The following is a 25,105-nucleotide window of genomic DNA, read 5'->3' as shown; positions in this document are numbered from 1 at the left end:
TTCAGCACCTTAGTAAGTTTATGCATCTATAGGCAGATAGTTGATTTGTCCATAAAAGAGTTGTATGGGACAGGCTTGAATTGGAAAGAAAAGAGAGGAATGAAGAAAAAGGAGACAGCATGGATGAAACGGAAACAATTGTTATATACAGAGGAACGAAAGTGGGAATACGGCACCATCCTCATTGAAGACGGCATCTGCTTAATCGAAAACGGTGAAGGTGATATACTTTTGGCGGACACTCTCCAACACAGCCCAATCTGGATCCATCATAAAGGAAAGTGGGAGCAAGCCGGCTTTCAGGACAAGTTGGTTTTGGCATGCGGTGCAGAAAACATCTCCCTTTCCGGCGGAGAACGCATCCGCTATGAGAAATCAGTCAAGCGGCCGCTCATGGCGCTTTTGGATTCGCTTGACGACGAAACCTTTCTCGCATTTCTGCAGCACTTGCACAGCTTCGGCTTATCCGTATTCGATTGCGTCTTTTCTTATAATAAAGGAGTCTTTTCGAATACTTCGGCGGGGCAGGGTGTGTCCTTTTATCACTTTTCAAATGACACCGCACAATGCGCGATGCAGCATCACTACAGCAGCGAAGGGACAGGAGACCGTTTTGAATGGACGGCTTCAAACGGAAAGCGATCCATTATGTATTCAGCAGTCCAACGGGGGCGCAAATAAAAAAGCGGTGCATCGAGCACCGCTTTTTGGTTACTTTTCAACAACCACTTTTGCTTCCTTGCTTTCTTTTTTATCTGTATCCGCAGCCGTGACGTACAGCACCGTTCCGGCTTTTTGTTTTTTGATTTTCACCGAAAACGTTCCTTTTGCGTCAGCTTTGGCAGAAGCAATGACTTTCTTTGATTTGTTTTTCACTCTGATCATCGCTTTGCTGTTTGCCTTCCCTTTTACTGCCGTATCCTTCGTTTTCACCGCGTTTACTTTCGGTGTGCCGGAAGGTTTTCCTTTGACGACGACAACTTTATACGATGTTTTCGCATCGCCTTTTGTTGCTTTCACATACAGTACTTGATCCTGTTTTTGAGTCGCGATATTGACCTTGAACGCATTGTCTTTTCCGGCTTTGGCGCTGCCGAGTTTCTTTTTGCCGTTCATCACCTCGATAAGTGTGCCTTCCTTCGCGTTTCCTCTGACAGCTGTTTGAGTGCTTTCCAGCTTGTTGACCTTAAGCTGTAAATCAGCTGCGCTGACAGCCTTCATGACATTCAGCCGCCCGTAGCCTGAATGCCAGTCTACACCAGGTGTCTTCGGAATTTCAATCGGATCGCCATAATCGTCATACAACTCTTCTTCTCCGCCATCGACACTTTCAAAGGAAATGTCATCTGCCGTCTTTTTCAACATATCCTCAACTTCTGTTCTTTTCAGCTTAGGATTTTGAGCAAACAGCAATCCTGCAGCAGCGGCAGCATACGGCGTCGCCATAGACGTTCCGCTCATGTACGTGACATTTCCGTTCGGTACTAAGCTCGGGATATCAGACCCTGGAGCAGAGATGTCCAGACCTTTTCCATAGTTAGAGAAATCAGCGGTCATATCCATGCGGTTCGTTGCGCCGACTGACATCACATATTTAGAAGATGCTGGATAAGATAAGGCATTTTCTCCATCATTCCCGCTGGCTGCGGCAATCAAGACATTTTTGTCAGCTGCGTACTTCAAAGCAAATTCAAGCACGCGGCTGTAGCCTCCGCCTAAACTTAAATTAATCACCTTTGCTCCTTTGTCAGCAGCATATTTGATGCCGAGAGCAATTTGTTCAGTATCTCCGGAACCTGCGGAATCAAGCACTTTTACCGGGATGATTTTTGCTTTGGCATTCAATCCAGTCATTGAATAGCCGTTATCGCTTTGGGCCGCAATAATGCCTGCGACATGCGTCCCATGCCCCTGATCATCCATTGCATTGTTATTCCGTCCGACAAAATTGTGTCCGAGATCTGTTCTTACTTTTCCTTTTAAATCAGCAAGCGTGCTGTCTACGCCTGTGTCTACTACTGCAATGAGTGTATCGTTAAGCTTGCGTTTGGACAGCAATGTGTTGGCAGGCTCATATTTCACATCCGCATTTTTGACACCCCCGTTTTCACCGTTGTTTTTAAGCGGCCATTGATAAGGGTACTGAATGTCGTTTGCCAGGCTTTTGTATTCCTGCACGGGTTCCGCAAACTCTACATTGGACATCTTGGATAGTGTCGCAGCAGCGCTTTTGACCCTTTTGGCGCTTGCCGTATATGCGCCGTTCTGTTTCTCGTCTTTCGGAAGTTCAAATGAATACAGATTGTCAAACAGTTTCTTTGCCTTTTTCACATTGGATATGTCTTTTTTCGATTGCGCGCTTGCAGAAAAGCCCTTCATTTCATTATGTACGGATGAGAGGCTTTTATTGTCCTTCACCTTGAAAATAACCTTTGTTGTCTGAACTTCACTTTTTGCTGCAATATTGTTTTCTGTTAAAATGGCTCCGGCTGTTTTGCCTTGCAGCTGCTTCATATTTAGTCGGTCCGCTTGTTTCTTTATCTCCTCTTTAAGGAATGACGGGACTGATTGTAAAGCTTTATCATATAGCCGGTTGATTGCTTTTTGATCCTTTTCAGTGACCTTATGCGAAGATGATGCTCCGTTTTCTGACACATCGTCAAATAACGGCTTTAATGTCACAAGATCCTGATAGATTTCATTTCTTGCTGTTTTATTTAATGCGAGTTTTGCAACGATAAACGGTGCTGCTTTGTAATAAAGGCTTGTCAGTTCTTTGCCTTCTGCTGTTTGGCTCAGCTGCTCATCACGAATCGATCTCAACTTATCCAGGATGCCTTTTCCTGATTTCTTCTGATCGACACTCATTTCAACCGGACAAGCTTCTTCCTCTTCTAAATCTGACGGCTGTTTTTTGGTGCCTTTATACCCAATCGTATACTTGGCTTCTGCAGCTGCTTCTGCCGTTCCGCCGTCCTCTGGCTCTTCTTCTCCGAGGTATTCAACTTTTACATAGTAAGGGCCGCTCCACGCGTATGGAAAAATGACTTCGCTTTTTCCATCCTCCGCTGTGAAAGAACGGTACATCTCAAACGTCTCATCTTTAAGCGCTTTTTCCTTACTTGGATATACAGATACATTCAGTACTGAATCACTCTTTACGGTCAGTGCCATATGTGAGTTTTTCTGAATATCCGTTGCTCCCGGGGTCACTTTGTACCATTTCACCTGTTCCGGCTCCTTCATGGCGCCTGTCTGCTCTTTGCCGTTTTCCAGAGCAGCCGCCTGATCGATCGCGCCGGCCGCTGCAGCTTTGGTTCCCGGAGAAAAAAGGCTGAAAATCAGTGCAAAAATAAGCACTGCCGCCACAACCGAGCTGAATTTTCTGCGTTTCATGTTATCCCTCCTGCAAAATAATGAATCTCCTTGAAGGTATCATAATTTCATAGGACGAGATACCGCTTACAGGGAATTTTAAGGTTATTTTAAATGATTTGGAATATAAGGGGATAAATATAAAAAAACCCAACTCTATCAAAGAGCCGGGTTCATAGGTTTTTCTATTAAAACAATTGAAAACCGATTGGCAAATGCAGACCGAGCAGCACTGTCAGCAAAAGGACAACGACGAAGCCGATCCACAGGCCTCCTGTTGATTTTTCTTTTTTCTTGCGGATGAGGAGCATTTCCATCAGGCCGATGGTGATAATGCCCAGAATCATTTTGCCGGCGTATTCTCCGTTCCAGTTGGCGAAACGGACAAACAGCTCAGCTCCTGTCAAAATAATAAGGATATAGAATAACCGCAGAATCATATGAGTGATTTTTGCGCCCTTTGCACTTCCTGACGAATACAGCGAGTAGCTGACGAAAAGCAGAATCAGCGCTACCACCCATGTTGTAATATGTAGGTGTGTCATATATGTTCCCCCTATCAGATAAATTACCCCACTTATAGTACCATGAACTTGTCCTCTGCCACAAAGATGATTGTCAGAAAAAACGGGCGGGTCCGGGTCCGCCCTCCAGTTTTATTCAGCCAATTTGGTTTGACAGCGTTCCGATCGGGTCAATTGTAATATCAATTTTGTCACCTGACCGCAAGAATTTTGGAGGCGTAAACCCCTTGCCGACACCAGACGGCGTACCGGTGGCAATGATGTCGCCCGCTTCAAGCGTCATCCCCTTTGAGAGGGTTTCAATTAATTCCGGAATGGAAAAGATCATATCGCTTGCCGAACCGGATTGGCGCAGCTCGCCGTTGACTCTTGTTTCAACCTTGAGGCGCTCTGGCTCCTGAATCGTTGATTTATGTACAAGCACGGGCCCCATCGGACATGTCGTATCCAAGCTTTTTCCGATAAAAAACTGCTTATGCCTTTTTTGCAGATCACGCGCCGTGATATCATTCACAATCGTATATCCGAAAACATGGTCATATGCATCTTCTTTTGAAATGCGGGTCCCGCTTTTTCCGATCACGACAGCAAGTTCTCCCTCATAATCAAGCTGAGAGGTAACCTCTTCATGGCTCTTTACGATATCACCATGCCCCGTAACCGTTACCGGTGATTTTGTAAATACCATCGGATGCTCCGGAATATCAGCCTCGCTCCCCATTTCAATCGCGTGATCCCGGTAGTTTTTACCGATGCAGATGATATTTTTTGATGGCTTCGGAATGGGTGCATGGAGCTTCACCTCAGATAATGAATACATAAATGATCCCAGCTCATCATTCGGTTTCTTTGCCCACTCGGCCAGCTGCCTTGCATGCGCAACGAATTTATCCCCTTCTGCGATACATTCAATCAGCGATCCCGGAATCGTCTCAAGTTCAAACAGTTTTTTTTCAGCCTTCTGCAAATCCATAATTTTCTCATCGTCAATGATCAGGCCGACAAACATTCGGTTGTAAAGTTCCCCTGTCGCAAATTTCATGTTATTCCTCCATCATCTTTTAAATCAGAATGCTCCTTCATGTATTCTCTGTCGAATGCTGAAATCCCTTTTTCTCGATTCCGTTTTCATTTCGTTTCAGGACGGGCTTGCTCTACATATCATACAAATGTCGTTTTGAGAAGGAGGAAAGAATATGGAGCGCGTGCATTTATTTTTTCATCGGGAGCAGCTGAAAAGGAAAGGTACTGCCAAGGGGCTTTTCGTAACAGATCGATCTGTTTCTCCCATTCTTCTCACACAGCGTGACAGAGCGGAAAAGGCATCCTATGAAATCAGCTGGGAAAAGTCTCTGCTTGGTGAAAGGACACTTTTTTTGAATGCAGAACAGGATGATCCGTCCCTCATGCGGCGCAGACTCGCCTATTGTTTTTTTGACCAGATCGGCGTACCTGCTCCCGTTGCCTCGTACAGCTTTCTGACCATCAATGGCCAGCCTGAAGGCATTTATTTGAACATCAAGAACCATCAGCCAGCCAGTAAAACGAGTTACGGAGTGAAGACGGCCGATCCAAGGGTTCCGTTGTCCCTTTTTAACAGTGATTCCTCGGCATTCTTACATGAATTTTTCATACTGATCCGCACAGCCGGAGATGACGAATTGGCTGAAAGGATTAAATTGTATCTGGATGTCAAGCTGTTTTTTTTGTGGCTGATCGGCAACGCCTGCACCAATCAAGGCTTTTACTACACATTTTGTTTAAACGAATCCGGCCGGCTTTACGTTTCCCCGATAGAGACAAGATCGCTTGCCGTACAAGAATGGTATGACGAAGACCCGCTTCTGACAAAAGGAAAGACGCTTTCGTCAAGGCTTCTATCCATTCCCGCCTTCCGGTCGCAATATCACACATTAATGAAAAACGTGCTGAAGCGGTCGTTTACTATTGAACGATTATCTCCTCTCATCAACGAATGGCACCTTGACATTTGTCAAAGTGCTGCTGATGATCCTTTTATCAAAAAAAGCCCCTTTCAGATCGAAAAGGAGCAGACAAACATACTTAGAGAAATTGAGGAACGGCAGGACTTTTTGCAAACACACTTAGCAAGACTTTAGTCCTTTCTCCATTAAAAAAGGCCGCAGCAAAAATTGTCGCTTTTTTAGTCAAATTGACGAAAGGCAACCTTTTGAGCCAAAATAGGTTATACTAACGATATCCTGTATTTATATCAAAATAAAATCTAGAATTGGAGATAGCGTAATGAACAGTAAAATTGAAGAAATGAGGATCACACTAATTGAAACCGCACAAAAATATGGCATGAATTCAAAAGAAACGATTCAATGCAGCCAAGAGCTGGATATCCTGCTGAATACCCGGATTAAAGAAGAAATGATTTTTGGGAGATATCTTGAAAACTCCCGTATGTAAATCATTTTCTATAACAATTAGAATACACCACATGTAACTCCGCTTTTTGCTCAGCACTTCTGGGATATACCTCAGGGCGAGAATGTGCCCGCCCAAAAATCGAATACCGCAGCACGACATACTCCAAAAAGCATTCTACACGCAAAAACACCAAAGAAATAAACAAAAATCACCATAGGCGGATAGCGGCATCCTTCGCCGCATTTCCGCTCAATTTATACCCAACATCCTCTTTTGCCATGTTTAAACATAACGGCCCGAAAAAATAAAACGCTTTCATAAAGAGCCGATATGTCCCCTTTAAATTTCTCTCACACATATGTGCGTTTGTCATAAGCTATCGTGAATAGCCCAATTGAAATCAGAATTGTCATTTCACTTTACCTGTCTTTTTTTAATTTTTCAACAAAGGATGTGCTCGTATGCCGGCCATTGTCGGAGCGTTTAAAATTAATGCGATTGGTACGAGCGGAGTCGTTCACATCGGGGACTGCATTACGATTTCTCCTCAGGCTCAGGTCAGAACGTTTGCCGGTGCTGGCAGCTTTAATACCGGCGACAGCCTCAAGGTGATGAATTATCAAAACGCGACGAATGTGTATGACAATGATGCGGTTGATCAGCCGATCGTGGCCAATGCGTAAAAGGAGTGAGGCTCATGAACTTCTATATTAATCAAACCATTCAAATCAACTATCTCCGGCTGGAATCAATCAGCAACTCCTCCATTCTGCAAATCGGGAGCGCCGGATCAATTAAGTCACTGTCAAATTTGTATAATACAGGAAGCTATGTAGAACCGGCACCAGAAGTTTCTGGCTCAGGGCAACCGCTCCAGCTGCAGGAGCCCGACACAGGTTCATTGGTCCCGCTCCAGCCTCCTGGCCGTTAATCATATGAAAGAGGTGAAGAACATGTATGATCAATCTGTTTCCTCTTACCTGCAAAACTTGAATTCCTTCGTTCAGCAGCAGGCGATTCACATTCAGCAGCTCGAACGTCAGCTGAAAGAGATTCAAACTGAAATGAATACGATGAAACAGCGGCCGGCCACTACCATTGAGCGTGTGGAGTATAAATTTGATCAGCTGAAAATCGAAAGGCTCGACGGGACTTTGAACATCGGTTTAAATCCGACTGACCCGAACAGCGTCCAAAACTTTGACGTCAGCCAGTCGACACCGCAAATCGGGATGATGCAGCAGGAAGAGAGCGCTCAGCTCATGCAGCAGATCCGCCAGAATGTCGACATGTACTTAACCGAGGAAATCCCAGATATTTTGGAACAGCTTGAAAACCAATATGACAGCAGACTTGACGATACAAACAGACATCATGTTATTGAAGACATCAGAAAACAAATGGACAGCCGAATCCATTATTATATGTCCCATATCAAAAAAGAAGAACATACACCGCCTGCACAATATGCAGAACATATCGCTGAGCATGTGAAGCGTGATGTCATCCGCGCTGTAGAACACTTTCTGGAGCATATTCCATCAGAAATGAAAGGAGATGAGCAAGCATGATCTTTACAGTCATCAACCGCAGCTTGGAAGTCGGGGACATCCGGATGAACGGTGTGTCCAGTTCCTCCGTTTTCCACATCGGAGACACTGAATCCATTTACCTGTCTTCTATTTTTGATACACCGCCTGAATCTCTTATTATTGGGCCGTTTGCTCCGCTTGCGCCAGAATAATGCTTAAACGCATATCGCGCATCAGACTAGTTAAGTTTAATTCCCTCGGGATCGCAAGTGTGTTTCAAGTTGGCGACACAAATGAAATCGATATGAGTGTAAAAGTATTTGCTGTGCAGCGTTCTCTGTCCACGTTTTACCATAATGAAGGCTCATTTAACAAAAAGGAGTATCAGATCTTTCAGCAGCAGGCCGTGAAGCCGCTCCCCGAAACAGGTGTACAAAGCGCTTTTTGCCACGAGGTGCCGGCTATTTATGTTCGCAGCATCAAAATTCAAGGGGTCTCAGCCTCTTCTGTTTTACATGCCGGATCAGCTTCGCTTATTCGCGGTGATGCGAGACTCAAACATATCAGACAGATTCAGTCTCCGCGCTCACAATCGCCCGCCAAGAACATATAATAAACAGAGACTTCGATAAAGGGTGTCGTTTATGCCAGCAATTGTCGGGCCTATAGCTATCAATTCCATATCGGGCGGAGTCGTAAACTTTGGTGATTCCTTTTACCTTTCTCCGAAAAGCTCTTCAAAATCTGCGCTCGGTTCGGGAGCAGGAAACACGGGAGATTTCCTTCTATTAAATAACGCAGTCAACGCGACAAATTATATAGACCCCGATGTCAACGATCAGGATATGGTTGGAAACGGATAAAAGCAGCCGCTCTGCAAAGAGAGGGCTGCTTTTTAGTCATTTTTTCTTTTTTCGTTCATTTGATTTCTTTGTTTTGATCAGCTTCTCAGGCGGCTGTTTTCTGATCCATTTGACAAACCGGGCAAGCTCTGGATCGCTTCTGAGTTCAGCCATTCCGTTTAAACGTACGGCGAGCTCTTGATTGGTATATAAGGCATGAATCTGTTTATGGCAAGGAATACAGAGCATCGCTGTCGGCAAAAACGTTCCGCCTTCCTCTTTCGGTGTGAGATGATGCTCTGTCAGCTGGACATTGCTCCGGCCGCACAGCTCACATATTCCGGCAGTCTGCTTTGCCATATCCGCTCCTCCCTTACATCAACTCAAGTGATACCCGCGTACCGCGGCCGCTCGGTTCAGCCGGATGGACGATCAGCTTTTTCGGAAGCCGTGCACGCAGTTCCTGCACATGGCTGATGACACCGACAGCCAGATTGTCTGACTGAAGTTTTTCCAAGGCCGTTACAACCGTATCAAGCAGATCTTGATCCAGTGTGCCGAAGCCTTCATCTAAGAAAAAGAACTGAAGCGGGTATTCCCCGCGAAGCTGAATCTGCGCAGACAGCGCAAGAGCAAGTGAAAGCGAGGTGAGGAAGGTCTCTCCTCCAGACAAACTGGAAACCGGGCGTCTTACGCCTCCATTCGCATCATCCCGCATCACGAAGCCGCCTTCTGAATCTACTTCGATGGCATAGCGCTGTCTTGTCAGCATACTGAGTCTTGCTGAAGCGTCCCTCGCAACGCTTTCAAGCTGCTCCTCAGCTAAAAATTCGACGAAGGTATTGCCTTTAAACACAGCTTGCAGCTTGTCCAGCCTGTCGATATGCGTCTGCCATTTTTTCAGTTCAGCTTCAATTTCATTAAACCGTTTATGATGGTCGCGAATGACAGCCAGTGCTTTTGCTGCCGCGCCTTTTTCCTCAATAGCAGCGCCAAATGCGTCCTCAGCTTCTTGTAATGCTGCAACGGTTTCGTTCCATTCGCTCTCTGATAATGCTCTGCCGGCAAGTATCTCTGCTACTCGTTTTAAGTTTGCAGCATTTTGCTTCAGTTTATCCATAAACTGGTCTATGCCGGTTTTCATCTTTTCAAGTTCATCGGCTGGGATGAGACTTTGTTCAACCTCCTCAGTCCGGGTAATGGAGGTGTTTTTTGTATGCTCAAGCCAAGCAGCTTTTGCTTTTTCGAATCTGCCCTTCGCCTCTTGAAGAGTGAGCTCGCTTGCAGAAGCCCGGCTTTTCGCTTGGTTGAGCTTCATTTGGGCACTTTGCAGTTCTTCATATAAAGATTGTTCTTTTTCCTTTAACAGCTTTAGATCCTGCTGGACAGAGCGGAATTTGATTTGAATCGAATCTCCTTTTGCATAATCTCCGAGTTCGTGCTCATAATCAGCTATCACGCTCTTGATGCGTTCAGCCGCATAATGAAGCTCCAGCTTTTCCCGCTCAAGCCGGTGTCCCGATTCCCGCAGTTTTTCCTTTTGTGCTTCATGCTCAGCAAGAAACGCGATACTCTTCTCAATTCGTTTTTCACATTCTTCTGCAGCCCGGTCCTTTTCTTCAATGGCTTGCTGCCATTTTTCTGCTTCGTCCACAGATTGATTCTGAAATGCTTCTTTAAACATGTTCAGACTGCTGTCCATTGAGGATTGAAGCTCGCTGATGATGCTTTCAATACGGTCAGCTTCTCTTTTTTCAAAACCGATTTTTTCATTAAGCTGCTCGGCCTTTTTTAAAGATTCCTGATAGGCGCCGATCATTTGTGCCATTCGTGTCTTAACAGAAAGAATGTCCTGCTTGATTCGTTTCCATTCGAATTTGGCAGTTTCAAATGCTTCATACACCGGCTGATGTTCGAAGGAAGCTGCCGCTTCAAGGTTCTGTGCTTGAATTGTCTGCAAAAACGGACACTGTTCAATAAAGCGCGCGGACTGTTCTTCAAGCGTAATTTTGGCTGAAAGAATCTCCTGGCTGAGAGCTGCAGCTTCCGTCAATAACACATCTGTCCGTTTGATGTCCTCTTCAAGATGGCTGTCGGCTTCATACGTTTCATGTACTGAGGCAGATGGATCATGATCGGTTGAACCGCATACCGGGCAAGGCTTTCCGGCAGTCAGCTTTTGGGCTAACTCTTTTGTCAGCAGTGCCACCCTTGCTTTTTCACGCTGTAAGTGAAGCGTGTGTTGGCTCTTTCTAGCCTCTTCCGTCATACGTGTTAATGAGCGTTCCGTTTCGCACACCAAATGGTACACAGTTTGTACAGCCTCATATGCCTGAATGATGTTGTTTTCTTCCGCTTCCGTCTTTCGAACGAGTGTATTCTTCTCTTCATTCATCTTCTGAAGCACGAGGTTCAATTCGTCACTTCGTTTTTTCTCTTTTTTGATTTGCTCCTCGGTTTGTCTGATGCGCAATGCCATTTCTGCGGCCTGCTGGCAGCTTTTTCGCTCATCGGATGTCACCTGCAGGGATTTGAGCTGCTGCTTCAATTCTGTCTGTCTGTTTTGCCCTCGTGTCAGGCGGTCTGTTACGGTCTCTAATTCATTCATGACAGATTGAAGAGCCTCTTCTTTCTGCCGGAGGTCAGCCTTTTTGCGCTCTTCCTCTTGCTTGGCCTCACTCAGTTTGATTTCGATTTCCTGCAAGCGTGAAAGCTGTTCCTGTTTGGCTAAAAGCTCAGGCTCTTTCTCGCTTTTATGCTGGCGCCACGCTTCATACTCTTCATGTTTTTGCTGAAAGAAAGCTGTCCGGTCTGCTAAATCCTTTTGGGCTAGCGTTTGTTCCTTTTCAGCTTGCTCCTCATGCTGGATCGCTTCTGCGTACCGGTCCGCATAGGGCTTAAGGGCTGCTGCTGTTTCTGCTTCCAGCAGGCGTTTTTGCATGCTGTCTATATGCGGCTGTTCTTCTGCGAGACGTTTTTTCTCTGCTTCATAAGCGGATTTTTCCTTTTGGACATTCCATATCTCCTGATGCTCTGTAAACCGCTCCTTCGCCTGATCACGGTTCTTCCTCATCGCTTCCAGCCGGGCTTCAGCTTGTTCGAGAGCCTTTTCAGCCTGCTCCACTGCCTCTGAGCTCGCCTCACCGAGACCGGACTGTTCAGCAAGCATTTCATTTTTTCTCGCATTGGCTTCCTGCGCCTGCCGTCTCAGCTTTTTCACAAGCCTGTCTCCATATTGCTCCAAATTAAATAAACGCTGAAGCATATGCCTGCGCTCTGCCCCTTTTAAAGACAGAAATTCAGCAAATTTCCCTTGGGGCAGCACCACCGCTCTCGTAAAATCGTCGATCGTCAGCCCTAAGAGCTCCTCAACTCTTTTATTCACTTCGCTGGCTTTATCAGCCAGCACCGTATGCTCGTCCTTGATTTCGATGAAGCGGCAAAGTGCCGTTTTTACCTTCATTTCATCCGTTCTCTTAAACACACGCTCGACTTTGTATGAGATTTGGTGATTCGTCTGAAGCGCAAAGGTAAAGGAAACAGACAGCGTATCTTCCGCCTGGTTTAAGATACCGTGCGTATTATTCGCCGCCCGTTCCACCTTTCCGTATAAAGCAAGCGTCATTGCGTCGAGAATAGAGGATTTACCGCTTCCTGTCGGGCCGAAAATGCCGAAAACACCGGCACCGGAAAGGCCTTCAAAATCTATCGTCTGCTCCTCTCTAAAGCTGTGGAGCCCCTTAATGCTTAAGGCGATCGGCTTCATTTCGCATCCTCCTCTTCAACGCCTGATGCAAGCTCTAAAAACAGCTTCACCATTTCTTCATCCGGCACCGCACCGCCAGTTTGTTTTTCATAAAATTTCTTAAAGCGGTCCTCGATTGAGACATGTTTAACCTCGATCCGTTCCCGGTCTTTGTTCTGTTCTTCAAAAACCGGCCTGATATGGATAAAGCCCGGGTGCGCCTTCCGCAGCCTGTGAATCTCTTCAAGTGACAGCTGGTCCGCGACACGGATTTCCAGGTCAATCCAAGCATTCTGATCTCTGCCTTCATCCAGCCAGCTGTACACCTCACTTAATCCATTTGCCGCTTTCCACTTCACAAGTGGCTTGCCGCTTGATAATAACACCTCTTGCCAAGTGGCATCTTCCTCAGGCTTTGCGTCCACAATTGTCACTGATTTAGCGTAGCCCGCTTCAGAAAAGCTGTAGGCGAGCGGAGATCCTGAATAACGCGCAAGCGTCCGCGCCCGCTTGATCGTTTGCGGTCGATGCAAATGGCCGAGCGCAACGTAAGCGGCATCTGCCGGCAGGCTTTCAGCAGCCACCGTGTATGCACCGCCGACTTCAATCGGCCGCTCTGAATCGGTTTGGTTTCCGCCTGCCACATAAATATGGCTGGCGGCAATCTTCACTGCATCGTTCCGGAACCGGCTTGTCATATGCTCAAACGCCTGCCTGATTTTCACATCATAGTGATCACGGAGCAGCTTTTCATCAAACGTATCGGATAGCACTTCATTTAACCGCGCTTCAGATGGGTACGCCAGCGCTCCAACCGCCAAAAGCTCTCCTGCTGAAGGCACTTCAATATGAATCGGCTCTGTTGTCGGATAACCGATTAAATGAATGCCGTTTTCATGTGTCAGCGGTGAAGCGGCGGACAAACGGTCAGGATTATCGTGGTTTCCGGCAATGACTACGATCGGGCGCTTTCCTCTGTCGCTAAGCGCAGACAGGCTTTCATAAAACAGCTGCTCGGCTAAAGCTGGCGGGTTTACGGTGTCAAATGCATCCCCCGCCATTACAATGGCATCGATCTGCTCATCCTTTACAATCGTATTCATTTCATCCAGCACATCGGCCTGTTCACTCAGCCTGCTTCTTCCTTCAAGCGTTTTTCCAAGATGCCAGTCAGCCGTATGTAAAATCCGCAAATGCTTTCACCTCTCTTTTATATAGAAAACGAGATCCGCTCCGCCTGAAATTCCGGAGCTTATGGATCTCGCTATAATGTCAGAATGTGCCCTCCGTCAAAGAAATAAAGCGCACATCCCTTTACCTTTGTTTTTGCAATTTGCTCCACTGCCTTCGTGTACAGCTGAATTTGCGTTTCATATCGTTTCTTCAAGATCGGGGCCGCTCCTTCAAATCCATGCTGGAATTTGCCCTCAATCCGGTCCGACTTATAATCCAATAGATATAATCCGTCCTCAGTTTCATAGAGACAGTCAATGATACCCTGCACTAAAAGCGGCTCATCTGCCTCCTGTGCATCAGGATAGATCTCCTTGGCCGGAAGCGCTAAGCTGAATGGTATTTCCCTGTCCTTCCACTTTGCGCCGATCAGCTGTCCGCCGATTTCTGTATGGAAAAATTGCACGATTTCTTCTATATCAATAGCGTCTTTTTGTTCTTCAGTGAGAAGCTCTTTTTCATAAAGCCTGTGAACCGTCTGCTCAGCTTCTTCTATCGACGGCACATGTGACAGCGGGATATGCTGCATAACCGTATGCATGGCAGTCCCTTTCTCTGCCGCTGTCAGGCCTTTTTTCATCATAAAAGCGGGACGTCTGTACAGAATGCTTCCATCAGCCGGTTTTACAGGGGCCCTGCCGCTGTATTCATCCTCGTACTCTCTTTTTCTCTTGATCTCAGAAACTGATTGCTTTGTCCGAATTTGCGTCACTTCTTGATGCGGGTAGGTCCAGCTCAGCTGCTCGCGGGCTTTTTCATCAAACGCAAACGAGCCGGGAACTGGTTCACCTCGGCGGATCGCTTCTAGGCGCTCGCTTTTTTCTTCCATTCTTTCTTCCAGATCATCATCAAGCAAATCATAGGAATGGATCATTTGAACGGCAAAACGAGCCGGGTGATCTGAGATGTCAGCGTGTGCTGGCACGCCAGCCAAATCCTCCAAGTCTCTGTGCCTGGCAAGAGCCGGCCCGATGAAATCTAGATACGTTTTCGCCTGATAGCGGTCAAATTCTGGCAGAAGCCAATCAGTTTGGGACGCGGATGCCTGCCATTTTGCAAGCTGTTTCTGATGATCCTTACATGAGCCAATCAGAAACAGCTTTTCCTTCGCTCTCGTTAATGCAACATAGAGAACACGCAATTCCTCTGACAGCAGCTCCCTGCGCATTTTTTTCTTCATCGCAATGAGCGGAAGTGTCGGATAGCTGATGCGTAATTGCGGATGAATATACTTCGTGCCAAATCCGAGCTCCTTATCCAGCAGGTACGATTTGTTCAAATCCATCATGTTGAAATTCCGTCCGAGACCCGCTGCAAACACGACTGGAAATTCGAGCCCTTTGCTGCTGTGGATCGTCATTAAGCGGACAACATCCTCCTGCTCGCTGAGCGCTCTCGCCGTACCAAGATCATCGCCCCGCTCCTGCATGCGTTCGATAAACCGCAGGAAACGGAACAAGCCGCGAAATGCCGTTGATTCATATTGACGCGCCCTGTCATAAAGAACACGCAAATTGGCCTGGCGCTGTTTTCCGCCCGGCATGCCGCCGACATAATCCATATATTTGGTGTCGCGGTACACTTCCCAAATCAGCTCAGATACTGAGTGGTTTTTCGAAAACGCGCGCCACTTTTGCAGATGTCCGTAAAACGTATTTAGCTTTTGATAAAGCTCATCGTTCCGGTCACCAGCAGCCAGGTAGTCTTTCATCGCCTCATAGTACGGCGCTTTTTTATTTTCAAGCCGGATCAAAGACAGCTCGTTTTCATCTGCTCCGACAATCGGTGAGCGCAGAACAGAGGCAAGCGGTATATCCTGATACGGATTATCAATCACCTTCAGCACAGAAAGCGCGACGGCGACTTCGACCGCTTCAAAATAGCCTGACGTTAAATTGGCGTAAACCGGTATGCCCTGTGCTCTCAGCTCCTCCATGATTTGCGGAGCCCACGGCATCGAACGGAGCAAAATCACGATATCTCGGTATTGAATATTGCGATGTGTTTTCTTTTTTCCGTCATACACCTTAAATGGCGATGAAATCAGCTTGCGAATTTCCTTAGCGATGGCTTTTGCCTCAAACTGCACCGTTTCAAGCTCTTCTGCTTCCTCGCTTGCATCCGTATCTTCTGCGTTGTCGATCAGCAGCAGCTCTGTTTCCGTCTCGTCATTGTCCGGATACGCTGCACCAAGCTTCAGCTCAGCCTGCTCGTCATAATCGACCTCACCGATTTTGCCGCCCATCAGCTGTTTAAATAAAAAGTTTGTGCTGTCTAAAATATCAGCCCGGCTTCGGAAATTTTTATTTAAATCGATTTTCCGCCCCGTGCCTTCTCCGCTCTCTGTAAACCGTTTGTATTTAGAGAGGAAAAGAAGCGGCTCCGCAAGCCTGAATCGATAAATCGACTGTTTGACATCTCCTACCATAAACAGGTTGCCAGTCTCCTCCGGCCTGCTTGTGACGAGCTGCAGAATCGATTCCTGCACGAGGTTGGTATCCTGATATTCGTCAACGAGCACCTCATGAAACTGTTCCTGATAAAACCTTGCAGCCTCGCTCGGCTCACATTCACCTTTGTCATTCTCAGCTGTCAAAATCGCTAAACAGTAATGCTCCAAATCAGAAAAATCGATGATTGATTTTTCCTGTTTCGCAGCTTCGAATCGTTTTCCATAGCTGATGACAAGCTGTACGAGCGTTTCAATGACAGGCTTCATCTCGGCTAGGCTTTTCAAGTGCTGTTCAGGACTTCGCGTGAAGTAGTCGGTTTTGAGCTTTTCAAGCAGTTTTTTTGCGCCGTTTCTCAAATCTGTCGCCTCATCAAGGAGCGCTGGATCGAACTCATCCCCTTTTACTGCTTTGGCACGCTTAAAAGAGACGGCGGGCACCCGCTTATATAGTTCACTGAAATCGTCCTGATGCTGAATCAGTTCATCAATCTGCGCAAGATCATCAAGAAAATTGTCAGCACGCGGCGCCGGGCCGCCCGGCGCTTTCGTCAGCTCAAGCGCGCGCAAGAGCTTTTCCTTCGCCCCGTTAAGCACCATTGCAATATCTTCTTTGACATATTGATAAAACGGCAGCTCCTCGATGGCGCTCTTTTCTGATACATCATACAAATGAACAAAGCTTTCCAGCCACGCCCCCGGGTTGGGATGGGATCGGGAATACTCGTACACCTGTTTAACGAGAAATTGCAGATCCAGATCATGCCGGTCTGTCGTATAGCGGTCAACAAGCTCAAAAAACGCCTTTTCGCCCTTTGCATATTCGTCTTCAAACAGCTCGTCAAGCACTTCATCCCCGATCAGCTCGCCTTCCGTCTGATCAGCTATCCGAAAGCCCGGATCAAGATCGATCAAGTAGTAATATTTCTTCAGCACTTGCAGGCAAAAGGAATGGAGCGTCGAAATGCTGGCCCGGTTTAAAAGAGACAGCTGGCGTCTAATATGCAGCGAGCCGGGGCGCTGTACAAGCTCTTTTTCCAAGGCTTCTGCGATTCGGTGCTTCATCTCTGCCGCTGAGGCGTTTGTAAATGTCACAACGAGAAGACGGTCTACATCTATTGGGTTTTCCTCCGCGGTGATTTTCCGAATCATTCGTTCAACGAGCACAGCGGTTTTACCAGAGCCCGCAGCCGCTGCCACAAGAATATCCTGGCCGGTTGAAACAATGGCATTCCATTGGTCATCTGTCCATGTGCTGTCTGCCGGTTTAGGAATGTTCATTGCCATCCGCCTCCTTTTTTATCCACTCAAGTATTGTCTTGTCCTTTTCAGCCTTTAATGGGCGATACTCGTTTTCTTCCAGTGATTCATCAAATTGGCATACTGATTTGAACGCACAGTATGTGCACGGCGTCTTGTTCTTCATTTTGTACGGCTCAATGGATACGCGCCCGTCGGTGATTTGTTCGCCCGCTTCTTGGAAGGTGCGGCGCACATGCTTTGTCAAAAGATCAAATTCCTTTTCACCGACTGCTGCTGAGTCTGATCTGAGAGAGCCGTCTTTTTTCAAGCCGGCGTTTATGATATTTGAACGTCCCTCTTGAAGGGTTGTATCCATGAGGCGAACCACTTCCTGATCACCGAGGAGCAAGCCCTTCATTTTAAATTTCTTAAAGATCTCCTGTTCAATCTCGTCAAGCCCAAGCGGGAGATTAGATTGAATCATCGGGTCATGAATATGGAAATACAGCACTCCGGCAGGCGTCGCCCTCATCCCGAGCCAGTCAGCTGAATGTGTAATCGATAAATCAAGGTACGTCAGCATTTGCAGTGCCAATCCGTAATATACTTCCGCTAAGTCAAGGCCTTTGTCGCTTGATTTATAATCGACAATCCTGAGGAGCAGGCCTTTTGAGCTTTCAGCCTTATCAACACGGTCAATTCGCCCGACGAGTTCCATCGTACAGCCGTTTTTCAGTTGAAAGGTCAGCGGCGGAAGCGGCCCTTTTCCTCCAAAGCCCAGTTCAAGCCCGATCGGTACGAATCCGCTCGCTTTCGCATGCTCGCTTAAAATGCCGGACACACGTGTCACAATTTTTTGCAGTTTTTCCTTCACATAATAATGCCGGTTTGAGCTGAGCAGAATTTCCTTTTGCAGTTTCGGTGCCAGCCGCTCTACCGCATCATAGGAAAACAGCTCGCACTGCTCCTTCGTTAAATCGCGCCAATCCAGCTTTTGCTCACGCAGCCTGTCCGAAATCAGCTTTAAGCTGGAATGAAACAGCTGGCCGATATCCGGTGCTTCAAGCTTGAAGAATTGCCGTTCCTTCAAATGCAGCCCGTGTGACGCAAAATGGGAAAACGGGCATGCGTTAAAGGTTTCCATTCTCGATACACTGCCCTGAATGCGTTCACCATAGAGCTGTCTCGACACGCTGCGTTCAAGCTGCTTCACTTCATTCCGGAAAAACAGGCTTGAGAACAGCTTTTTCGATTGCAGCCTGTCCTGCTCACTCATCAGCACATTGTACGTGCTCCACCAGACGTCGCTGATGTCGTATTCCCGAGTCCATAACCTGAGCTGGCTCGCGGTAAAGGACTGTGCCACGCTTTTATTCACAACATACATCAGCTGTTCCTCATCGCTGACCTGTTCAGGTTCATTTGTTAACAGGCGCTCCTTATGATGCGGAAACAGTTCTTCCAGCCGCTTAACGATCATCGACGGCAAAAGCGTTTTTCCTTCCGCATCAGCAATCGGATACGATACGTAAAGCCGGTCAGACGGACTTGAAAACGCCATGTAGATGAGGAAGTGCTCATCAAGCAAACGCTCTCGTCCGCCTGAGGATAGCTCAACCCCAATCGTTTTCAGCCATTCCCGGTCATCATCCGACAGGACCCCGTTTTCATCAGGGCGTGCCGGCAGAACGCCGTCGTTTGCCCCGAGCACAAAGGTGCAGGAGGTGCCATACATTCTGGACAAATCCATATTGCCGAAAAACACCTGGTCAAGCGCAGGCGGAATAAGAGAAAATGTAAGCGACTCCGCGCCGGCTTCTATCATTTGCTGAAACAAATCAAGAGAAATCTCATCATCTCCCATCATTTCAACAAACTCCTCAAGCAGCTGAATGACTGCGTCCCACGCCTGCTGATGCTGCTGCGCTTCAATGATTCTGCCGTCATCCTCAGCACGCTGCCTTTCCTGATCCAGCTTCAGCGGCACATCCGTCTCTTCTAAATAACGATAGAGCGCCTCCGCCTTCTCTTGAACCGTCTTCGCTTTTTTCATGCGTTTTTGAAGCTGAAAAAGCGGCGGAACAATCCAATCGCGGGTGTCATTCAACATGTTTTCCATTTCGATTTCCTGATCAGTCTGTGCAAAATCATCATCCAATGACACAAAACGCCTGTATTGGAAACGATCGCCCTTTGTCCAGCGGTCGCCTTTAATACCATAGGCGATACAGTAATTTTCGAGCTGATCGACCTGTTCTCTCACTTTGGCCTTCGGTTCATTGAGCGGGAATAGCAGTTCGGTTTTCACGCAGCGAAACACCGCTTCATAACGCCAATTCCCTTTCAGAACATCAAGGCTTGACCGGATAAATTCGATTAACGGGTGGTTCAGCATAGATGCTTTTCCGTCAATGAAATAAGGAATCTCGTAATCTGCGAAAACTTCCTTCACCATATCCTTGTAGTCTTCCGGCTGGCGCGCAAGAATGGCTACATCCTTATAGCGATATCCCTTCTCTCTGACTAGGGCGTGAATTTCCCGGGCAATGCCTTCCAGCTCAGCTCGTCTGTTTGCGGCCTGCATCACAGTAAGGGCTTCTTGTTTTTCTGCGTATGGAATGGCCGGACGCGCTTCATACTGCGCCTCTAGATGCGCCAATTCCGGCGTCTTTGTATGCCGCTCAGTCCCGCTCAGCTCTTTATACGTAATGTCCAAATTCAGTTCCTTCGCCTTCTGATGCAGGCGGTAATAGGTTTTCCCCGTCATTCTGAACAATTCCAGTTCATGCGGCTCCCGCTCATATGACGGCTTGTCCGCTGTGAGCGAAAACGTGATATGCTCCGCATGAACCATAAGCTGCTCCAACACCCTGAATTCCTGCGGGGTAAACTGATAAAAGCCATCCACATAGATATGGGCGCCTTTTATATCTTCCGCAAGCGGGATATGCTCTGCCAGCAATGTCAAATAATCCTCAGAGTGAAGATATTGATCTGCGAGGCTTTTTTCCATTTGCTGATACAGAATTGATAAGTCATGGAGCTTTTCAGATAAAACACGTTCTCCGCGATACTCGGAAGCCGTTCCGCTTTCCGCCATCCGGCGGATATCCTCCGGTTCCAGACAATAGCGCTTAAACTCTGTCAGCATCCGCTCAACCTGTGCGGTAAACCCGCTTTTGTCACTCGCTTTTTGATAGACTTTGAACTCCTGTTTATGCTCCTCAATGAGCTTCCGCAGGAGCATTTGTACGCCGGTGCTCGTCAGAAACGGCCTGCTCATTCCTCCCGTATGCTGGAGGATGCGCCAGGCCAATCGTGAAAAACTGAACACTTGAGCGCGTATCATCCCGCCCATATCTGGCGTTTTAGCAAGCTCGTATTCCATTAAAAACGTCATTTGATCCGGGACTAGAAAAATGATCGGCTTCCCGAATGGAGCCCGGCGCAATTCATCCTGAATGCTGTCGATGATCAGCTTCGTTTTTCCACTCCCGGACCTGCCTACTAAAAACTCTGCTCCCAAATTAGAAGACCCCTCTCTTTTTATCTCTATATATTTTATCGAATGTTGACGAAAATGACCAATCTGATCTATTGGTAAAAACGGCCTTTTCACATATAAAAAGCTGATTATCTCCGCACATCTCTCCCTGCCCAACATATGCTTTTACAGAAGCCCAATTCCTAAGAATGGAGTTGAATCCCCTTGCATTACAGCTACTATCCCTATCCGGTGCCATACCGGGAAGATCCTGTTTTGATTCGGAATTTGCAGAAGGCCATCAACGGAGAATTCAGTGCCATTCAATGCTACCGCAAGCTTGCCGAACTCGCCCACAGCGATGAGGTCAGAAAACAGATTGAAGAAATCAGGCGTGACGAGATTCGCCACCTCCGTGAATTTTCCACACTGTATGGTTCAATTACCGGCAAACACATCATGCCGAAACAAACGGAAGAATGCCCGGACAATTTCACAAGAGGACTGGACGCCGCTTTTAAAGATGAACAAGAAACCGTCGACTTTTACTTGCGTGCGGCCGAGGAAACGTCAAACCTAAAAGCGAAAGGCGTCTTTACGCGCGCAGCACGTGATGAACAAAATCACGCTGTCTGGTTCCTATACTATCTGATGGAACGTTAGATATACCCGTTCAGGGTATATGTACATATCCCCTTAGCTAAAAACACACTCCCCTGTTTTTTTCAAATGCAGCCGGGAAACATAAAACCATAAACTGCCATACAGGGGGAATCAACCATGGAGCAATATTCTGAAGCTTGTATTGAGGCTTGCATCGATTGCATGAAAGCTTGCAATCATTGTTTCACTAAATGCTTGGAAGAAAGCGTGCAGCATCATCTCAGCAGATGCATCCGGCTTGACAGGGAATGCGCGGATATTTGCGCGCTGGCGGTCAAAGCCATGCAAACGGACAGCCCGTTTATGAAAGAAATTTGTGCACTTTGCGCCGATATTTGTGAAGCATGCGGCACTGAATGCGGAAAGCACGATCATGATCATTGCCAAGCATGTGCGAAAGCCTGCTTCGCCTGTGCTGAACAATGCCGCAGCATGGCAGCGTAAAAAAGAGGGTTCAAAAAAGAACCCTCTTTTTATTTGGACAGCCATACGGAGTACAAATCAATCCATCCCTCTTCATCAAGCACCAGGCCTTTTACATTTTTACTTGATGTCACCTGGAGCACATTTTGATACAGCGGAATCGCATTCAGCTCCTGTATCATCTGCCGGTCAATGTCACGTAAGATGTTGATTCTCGAACAACGGTCAGGCATGGAAAACATCTGCTCTGTCATTCCTGAGCATATCTGTGTCAGCTTTTCAGATAGATGCTGATACAAGAAACTGTTCTCCGACAGCAGCAAATGCAGAAAACCAAACTCGCTGTCTTGATAAAACGTCGCACTGTCATGAATGATATCCGCCATCTGCACGATTTCCGGCCGTCGCAGATCAGCAGCATCACAGAATTGAAGTGTAAGCCTGATACCGTGCTGGGCGCAAATATTTTGAATCCATTCGGCGTCCTCAAGATGATCCGTTTCCGAAAAGGTATAAAGCACGATTGTTTCGCCCTCGTATCCGCTTTTCTTCAACAATTCAGATGGCGAAACGACCTCCCACTCAAAAGAACTCGGTTGCAAAAAGGACGTAACCGGGATTCTTCGGTGCCCTCCCGCTTCACGAACGAGCCGTTCAGAGGAAATCAGCAGCCGGAGCGCTTTTCTAAAGCTTCGGTGCTGAAGAGGCCCCTTCTTTTTTAGATTAAGCGACAAATACTGAACATGCCGCTCATCAAAAACAGTTTGCTGCTCAGGGCATGTTTGTTTTTCTTGAATGGTAAAACCGTTCATCTCTCCGGCTTGCTCAGAAAAAACAAACTCAACGCGATCCAGATAGGGGCGTCCCTTGAAGTAGCGCTCATTGGCTTCAAGCACAAGCATCCCGCTGTGTTGCTGATTCACCTGAAAAGGCCCTGTTCCATTTTTCCCGCCGCCCTGTTCTGCCGGCAGTATGGACAGCCGTTCATCACAAAGAGCATACGGCAAAAGCGCATTCGGCTTATCGAGTATGAGTTCCACACAATAAGGGCCCTTTTCTAAGACTTGTTTCACTCCGTGCAGAAGCCATTTATACGGGTTGTCAGCCAGTTCCAAAAAGCGCTGAAATGTAAACGCAACGTCCCGCGATGTCAGCGGCTGTCCATTATGAAATGACACACCTTTTCGAAGAAAAAATCTCCATTGTTTTTTTCCGACCTCTTCCCATCCATGAACCAAATGAGGCTTCGGCTCCTGCATATCCGAATCAAACGTGAAGAGTGTATCAAATATCTGTTTGACGAAATGGCCCTCAGACCGCAAAAATATTTGGCATGGATCCAAACTGCTGACAGATTCGGGCGTGATGAACAGCCGCAGAACATCCTTCGCCCCATTCTCGCCTGTCTCCGTCACAAATCCGAATACCTCTGAAAGCCACATGTTATATTCGTTTTGAAGCCCCGGAAACGCGGACTGATACTGCTGAAGCAGCTCCTTTGCCTTTTTAAGCTTTCCTGACATGGTATATTCCTTGGCAGTTTGAAGAAGCAATTCCTCAGGCCTCCGAAGAAACGCGATTTTAGATTTACGGCCGCGCCCCGCCCCTCTTTCCCGGATAATCCAATTGCTGTTCTCCAGCTTATGTAAAATGAGCTTTGCATTTCTTTCTGTACAACATAAACAGTCGGCAATCTCAGTGAGCGTCATTTCGTTCATTTGCCCATACTCGGCGCAGCCTGTTTTTACAAGCGCCACGTAGTGCTCTATCAGCTTCAATCCCCGCACCTCCCGACAAAAGGGGAACTTTTATCTCTTCTTTTCTTCACTTTTTGGGCCGCCGCCCCTTCTATACACTACTACTATATCAAACAGCGAAAGGCGGCGATCACATGTTGACCAGTTTTCACTCTATAAAATCGAGATATACCGCTCCCGTTCGGCTCCGCTTTTTCGGCGAATTGCTGACAAGCCTGACAGGTGCAATGATGGGACCTTTTATGGTGCTGTATCTGCATGAACAATTAAACGGCAGTATCATGATGCCATTGCTGATCATCAGCCTTCAGCCATTTGCTGATATTTTCCTGACGCTCGCTGCAGGAAAGGCGGCGGACCGGCTTGGGCGGCGCACAGCGATTTTGACCGCATTGCTTCTTCAATCAACGGCAATGACAGGGTTTGTATTTGCTGAGCATGCGTATGTTTTCGCTATTCTCTATGTCATGAATGGCATCGGAAGATCGTTGTACATTCCCGCTTCCCGCGCCCAAATCGCTGAAAGCACGCCGGAAAGCAGACGTTCGGAAGTGTTTGCGGTCATCAATGCGATCTATTCAGCGGGCCTGACGGCAGGGCCGCTAGTGGGGATGCTGCTGTACAATCATAACCCCGTGTGGATATTCGCATTAGATGCTGCGGCATTGTTTATCTACTTTCTGATCGCTGCACTGAAACTGCCTGAGACAAAGCCGCTACACCCAGCTGTTACCCCGAAAATGTCCGCGAGCTTTACGATATACAGGCCTGTCCTGCTTCTTTTGCTGCTTTCTCTCCCCATCAGCATGTTATATGCACAAACAGAAACAACATACAGGCTGTTCAGCAAAAACATGTTTTCTGATTATCTGTCCATGCTGACCATCTATTCAGCAGCAAAAGCTTTATTCAGCTGTGTTCTCCAAGTACCTCTTGTCAAAGGGACCGAAAAGCTTTCAATGAAAACGATCCTCTTCATTACTTATATTTGCTACTCCCTTGCGGCTGCCGGTTTTGCATGCTCAACCTCGCTGACAATGCTTTTAGTGACGGCAGCGGTGATGACGGTTGGCGAAAGCATCGGGCTAACCCACATCCAGACCTTCATATCAAAATTGGCGCCGCCTCATTTGCTGGGCCGGTTTTATGCTGTCTATGGTCTGCATTGGGATATATCCCGCTCAATCGGACCGCTGGCAGGCGGGCTAATCCTGACATCATTTGGCGGAGAAGTGATTTTTTACGCTCTTGCCGTGTGTCTGCTGACAGCGGGTTTATCTCTGACTTACACAATAGAAAAGCTCGAACACAAGGTCATAAGAAAAGTGAATCGCTTATAGAAAATAATTCATAATTTCTTTATCAACAAAAATATACTATAGTAATAAATACATTCACTACGTGAACAATTGGAGTGTTACGTGAAAAAGGAAGAAGGG

General features: G+C 47.1%; 21 protein-coding genes. 12 read left to right on the top strand and 9 right to left on the bottom strand.

Annotation, left to right across the window (positions count from 1 at the left end):
• Positions 1-99: 99 nt before the first annotated feature.
• Entirely contained in the window at positions 100-681 is a 582-nt protein-coding gene (locus bslm_RS05705; RefSeq protein WP_080481060.1) for a DUF2777 domain-containing protein, read from the top strand.
• Positions 682-711: 30 nt separating this feature from the next.
• Here bslm_RS05705 and wprA read toward each other — a convergent pair whose 3' ends face one another.
• The 3 genes from wprA to bslm_RS05690 all read right to left on the bottom strand — a co-directional run bounded on the left by wprA (position 712) and on the right by bslm_RS05690 (position 4,941).
• Positions 712-3,396, bottom strand: coding sequence for a cell wall-associated protease WprA (gene wprA, locus bslm_RS05700; protein ID WP_046380912.1), 2,685 nt, complete (start codon positions 3,394-3,396; stop codon positions 712-714).
• A gap of 167 nt (positions 3,397-3,563) precedes the next feature.
• Entirely contained in the window at positions 3,564-3,920 is a 357-nt protein-coding gene (locus tag bslm_RS05695) for a YisL family protein (RefSeq protein ID WP_024573535.1), read from the bottom strand.
• Between the two features lie 115 nt (positions 3,921-4,035).
• On the bottom strand, positions 4,036-4,941 hold the full coding sequence (locus bslm_RS05690; protein ID WP_003233084.1) for a fumarylacetoacetate hydrolase family protein: 906 nt from the start codon (positions 4,939-4,941) through the stop codon (positions 4,036-4,038).
• Between the two features lie 154 nt (positions 4,942-5,095).
• Between bslm_RS05690 and bslm_RS05685 the strand changes: the two genes are divergently transcribed.
• From bslm_RS05685 to bslm_RS05650, 8 genes are all read left to right on the top strand, one after another.
• Positions 5,096-6,019, top strand: a complete 924-nt coding sequence (locus bslm_RS05685) for a CotH kinase family protein (RefSeq protein ID WP_046380911.1) — start codon at positions 5,096-5,098, stop codon at positions 6,017-6,019.
• 145 nt (positions 6,020-6,164) lie between these two features.
• A complete protein-coding gene (gene yisI / locus bslm_RS05680) occupies positions 6,165-6,335 on the top strand; it encodes an aspartyl-phosphate phosphatase YisI (protein WP_003233086.1) in 171 nt (56 codons plus the stop codon).
• Between the two features lie 422 nt (positions 6,336-6,757).
• A complete protein-coding gene (locus tag bslm_RS05675; RefSeq protein WP_003233088.1) occupies positions 6,758-6,979 on the top strand; it encodes a spore germination protein in 222 nt (73 codons plus the stop codon).
• A 14-nt stretch (positions 6,980-6,993) separates the two neighbouring features.
• Positions 6,994-7,227: a spore germination protein GerPB gene (gene gerPB, locus bslm_RS05670; protein WP_003233090.1), complete on the top strand. Its 234-nt coding sequence runs from the start codon at positions 6,994-6,996 to the stop codon at positions 7,225-7,227.
• A 22-nt stretch (positions 7,228-7,249) separates the two neighbouring features.
• On the top strand, positions 7,250-7,867 hold the full coding sequence (gerPC, locus tag bslm_RS05665; protein ID WP_015252404.1) for a spore germination protein GerPC: 618 nt from the start codon (positions 7,250-7,252) through the stop codon (positions 7,865-7,867).
• Entirely contained in the window at positions 7,864-8,040 is a 177-nt protein-coding gene (gerPD, locus tag bslm_RS05660) for a spore germination protein GerPD (protein WP_003233093.1), read from the top strand. The genes gerPC and gerPD overlap by 4 nt, the downstream gene beginning before the upstream one ends.
• Positions 8,040-8,441, top strand: a complete 402-nt coding sequence (locus tag bslm_RS05655; RefSeq protein ID WP_010886467.1) for a spore germination protein GerPE — start codon at positions 8,040-8,042, stop codon at positions 8,439-8,441. Before gerPD ends, bslm_RS05655 begins: the two co-directional genes overlap by 1 nt.
• A gap of 31 nt (positions 8,442-8,472) precedes the next feature.
• Positions 8,473-8,691, top strand: coding sequence for a spore germination protein (locus bslm_RS05650; protein ID WP_003233096.1), 219 nt, complete (start codon positions 8,473-8,475; stop codon positions 8,689-8,691).
• Between the two features lie 36 nt (positions 8,692-8,727).
• On the opposite strand, the gene hlpB is transcribed toward bslm_RS05650, so the two are convergent.
• From hlpB to addB, 5 genes are all read right to left on the bottom strand, one after another.
• The gene (hlpB, locus tag bslm_RS05645; protein ID WP_015252406.1) at positions 8,728-9,030 is read right to left on the bottom strand and encodes an HNH nuclease-like protein HlpB; all 303 of its coding nucleotides are present in this window, start codon (positions 9,028-9,030) and stop codon (positions 8,728-8,730) included.
• 13 nt (positions 9,031-9,043) lie between these two features.
• On the bottom strand, positions 9,044-12,436 hold the full coding sequence (gene sbcC / locus bslm_RS05640) for an exonuclease subunit SbcC (RefSeq protein ID WP_038428760.1): 3,393 nt from the start codon (positions 12,434-12,436) through the stop codon (positions 9,044-9,046).
• The gene (sbcD, locus tag bslm_RS05635) at positions 12,433-13,608 is read right to left on the bottom strand and encodes an exonuclease subunit SbcD (protein ID WP_038428758.1); all 1,176 of its coding nucleotides are present in this window, start codon (positions 13,606-13,608) and stop codon (positions 12,433-12,435) included. The genes sbcC and sbcD overlap by 4 nt, the downstream gene beginning before the upstream one ends.
• Before the next feature lie 71 nt (positions 13,609-13,679).
• The gene (gene addA / locus bslm_RS05630; protein ID WP_038428757.1) at positions 13,680-17,378 is read right to left on the bottom strand and encodes a helicase-exonuclease AddAB subunit AddA; all 3,699 of its coding nucleotides are present in this window, start codon (positions 17,376-17,378) and stop codon (positions 13,680-13,682) included.
• Positions 17,365-20,865: a helicase-exonuclease AddAB subunit AddB gene (gene addB / locus bslm_RS05625; RefSeq protein WP_038428755.1), complete on the bottom strand. Its 3,501-nt coding sequence runs from the start codon at positions 20,863-20,865 to the stop codon at positions 17,365-17,367. The genes addA and addB overlap by 14 nt, the downstream gene beginning before the upstream one ends.
• Positions 20,866-21,048: 183 nt before the next feature.
• Between addB and bslm_RS05620 the strand changes: the two genes are divergently transcribed.
• Together bslm_RS05620 and bslm_RS20530 are read left to right on the top strand one after the other, a co-directional pair.
• A complete protein-coding gene (locus tag bslm_RS05620) occupies positions 21,049-21,486 on the top strand; it encodes a ferritin family protein (protein ID WP_003245806.1) in 438 nt (145 codons plus the stop codon).
• A gap of 117 nt (positions 21,487-21,603) precedes the next feature.
• Positions 21,604-21,930, top strand: coding sequence for a four-helix bundle copper-binding protein (locus bslm_RS20530; RefSeq protein WP_038428754.1), 327 nt, complete (start codon positions 21,604-21,606; stop codon positions 21,928-21,930).
• Between the two features lie 29 nt (positions 21,931-21,959).
• Here the strand turns inward: bslm_RS20530 and bslm_RS05610 are convergent, their stop codons facing one another.
• Positions 21,960-23,687: an SgrR family transcriptional regulator gene (locus bslm_RS05610; protein ID WP_038428752.1), complete on the bottom strand. Its 1,728-nt coding sequence runs from the start codon at positions 23,685-23,687 to the stop codon at positions 21,960-21,962.
• A gap of 113 nt (positions 23,688-23,800) precedes the next feature.
• Between bslm_RS05610 and bslm_RS05605 the strand changes: the two genes are divergently transcribed.
• Positions 23,801-25,006 (top strand): MDR family MFS transporter, encoded by a 1,206-nt coding sequence (locus bslm_RS05605; RefSeq protein ID WP_038428751.1) that lies wholly within the window; start codon positions 23,801-23,803, stop codon positions 25,004-25,006.
• The last annotated feature ends 99 nt before the right edge of the window (positions 25,007-25,105 follow it).

Origin of the sequence: Bacillus sp. LM 4-2, assembly GCF_000978495.1 — a bacterium.
GTDB classification, from domain to species: domain Bacteria; phylum Bacillota; class Bacilli; order Bacillales; family Bacillaceae; genus Bacillus; species Bacillus subtilis.
The sequence above is the reverse complement of the archived record's forward strand: the minus strand, read 5'-3'. Positions and strand labels throughout refer to the sequence as shown.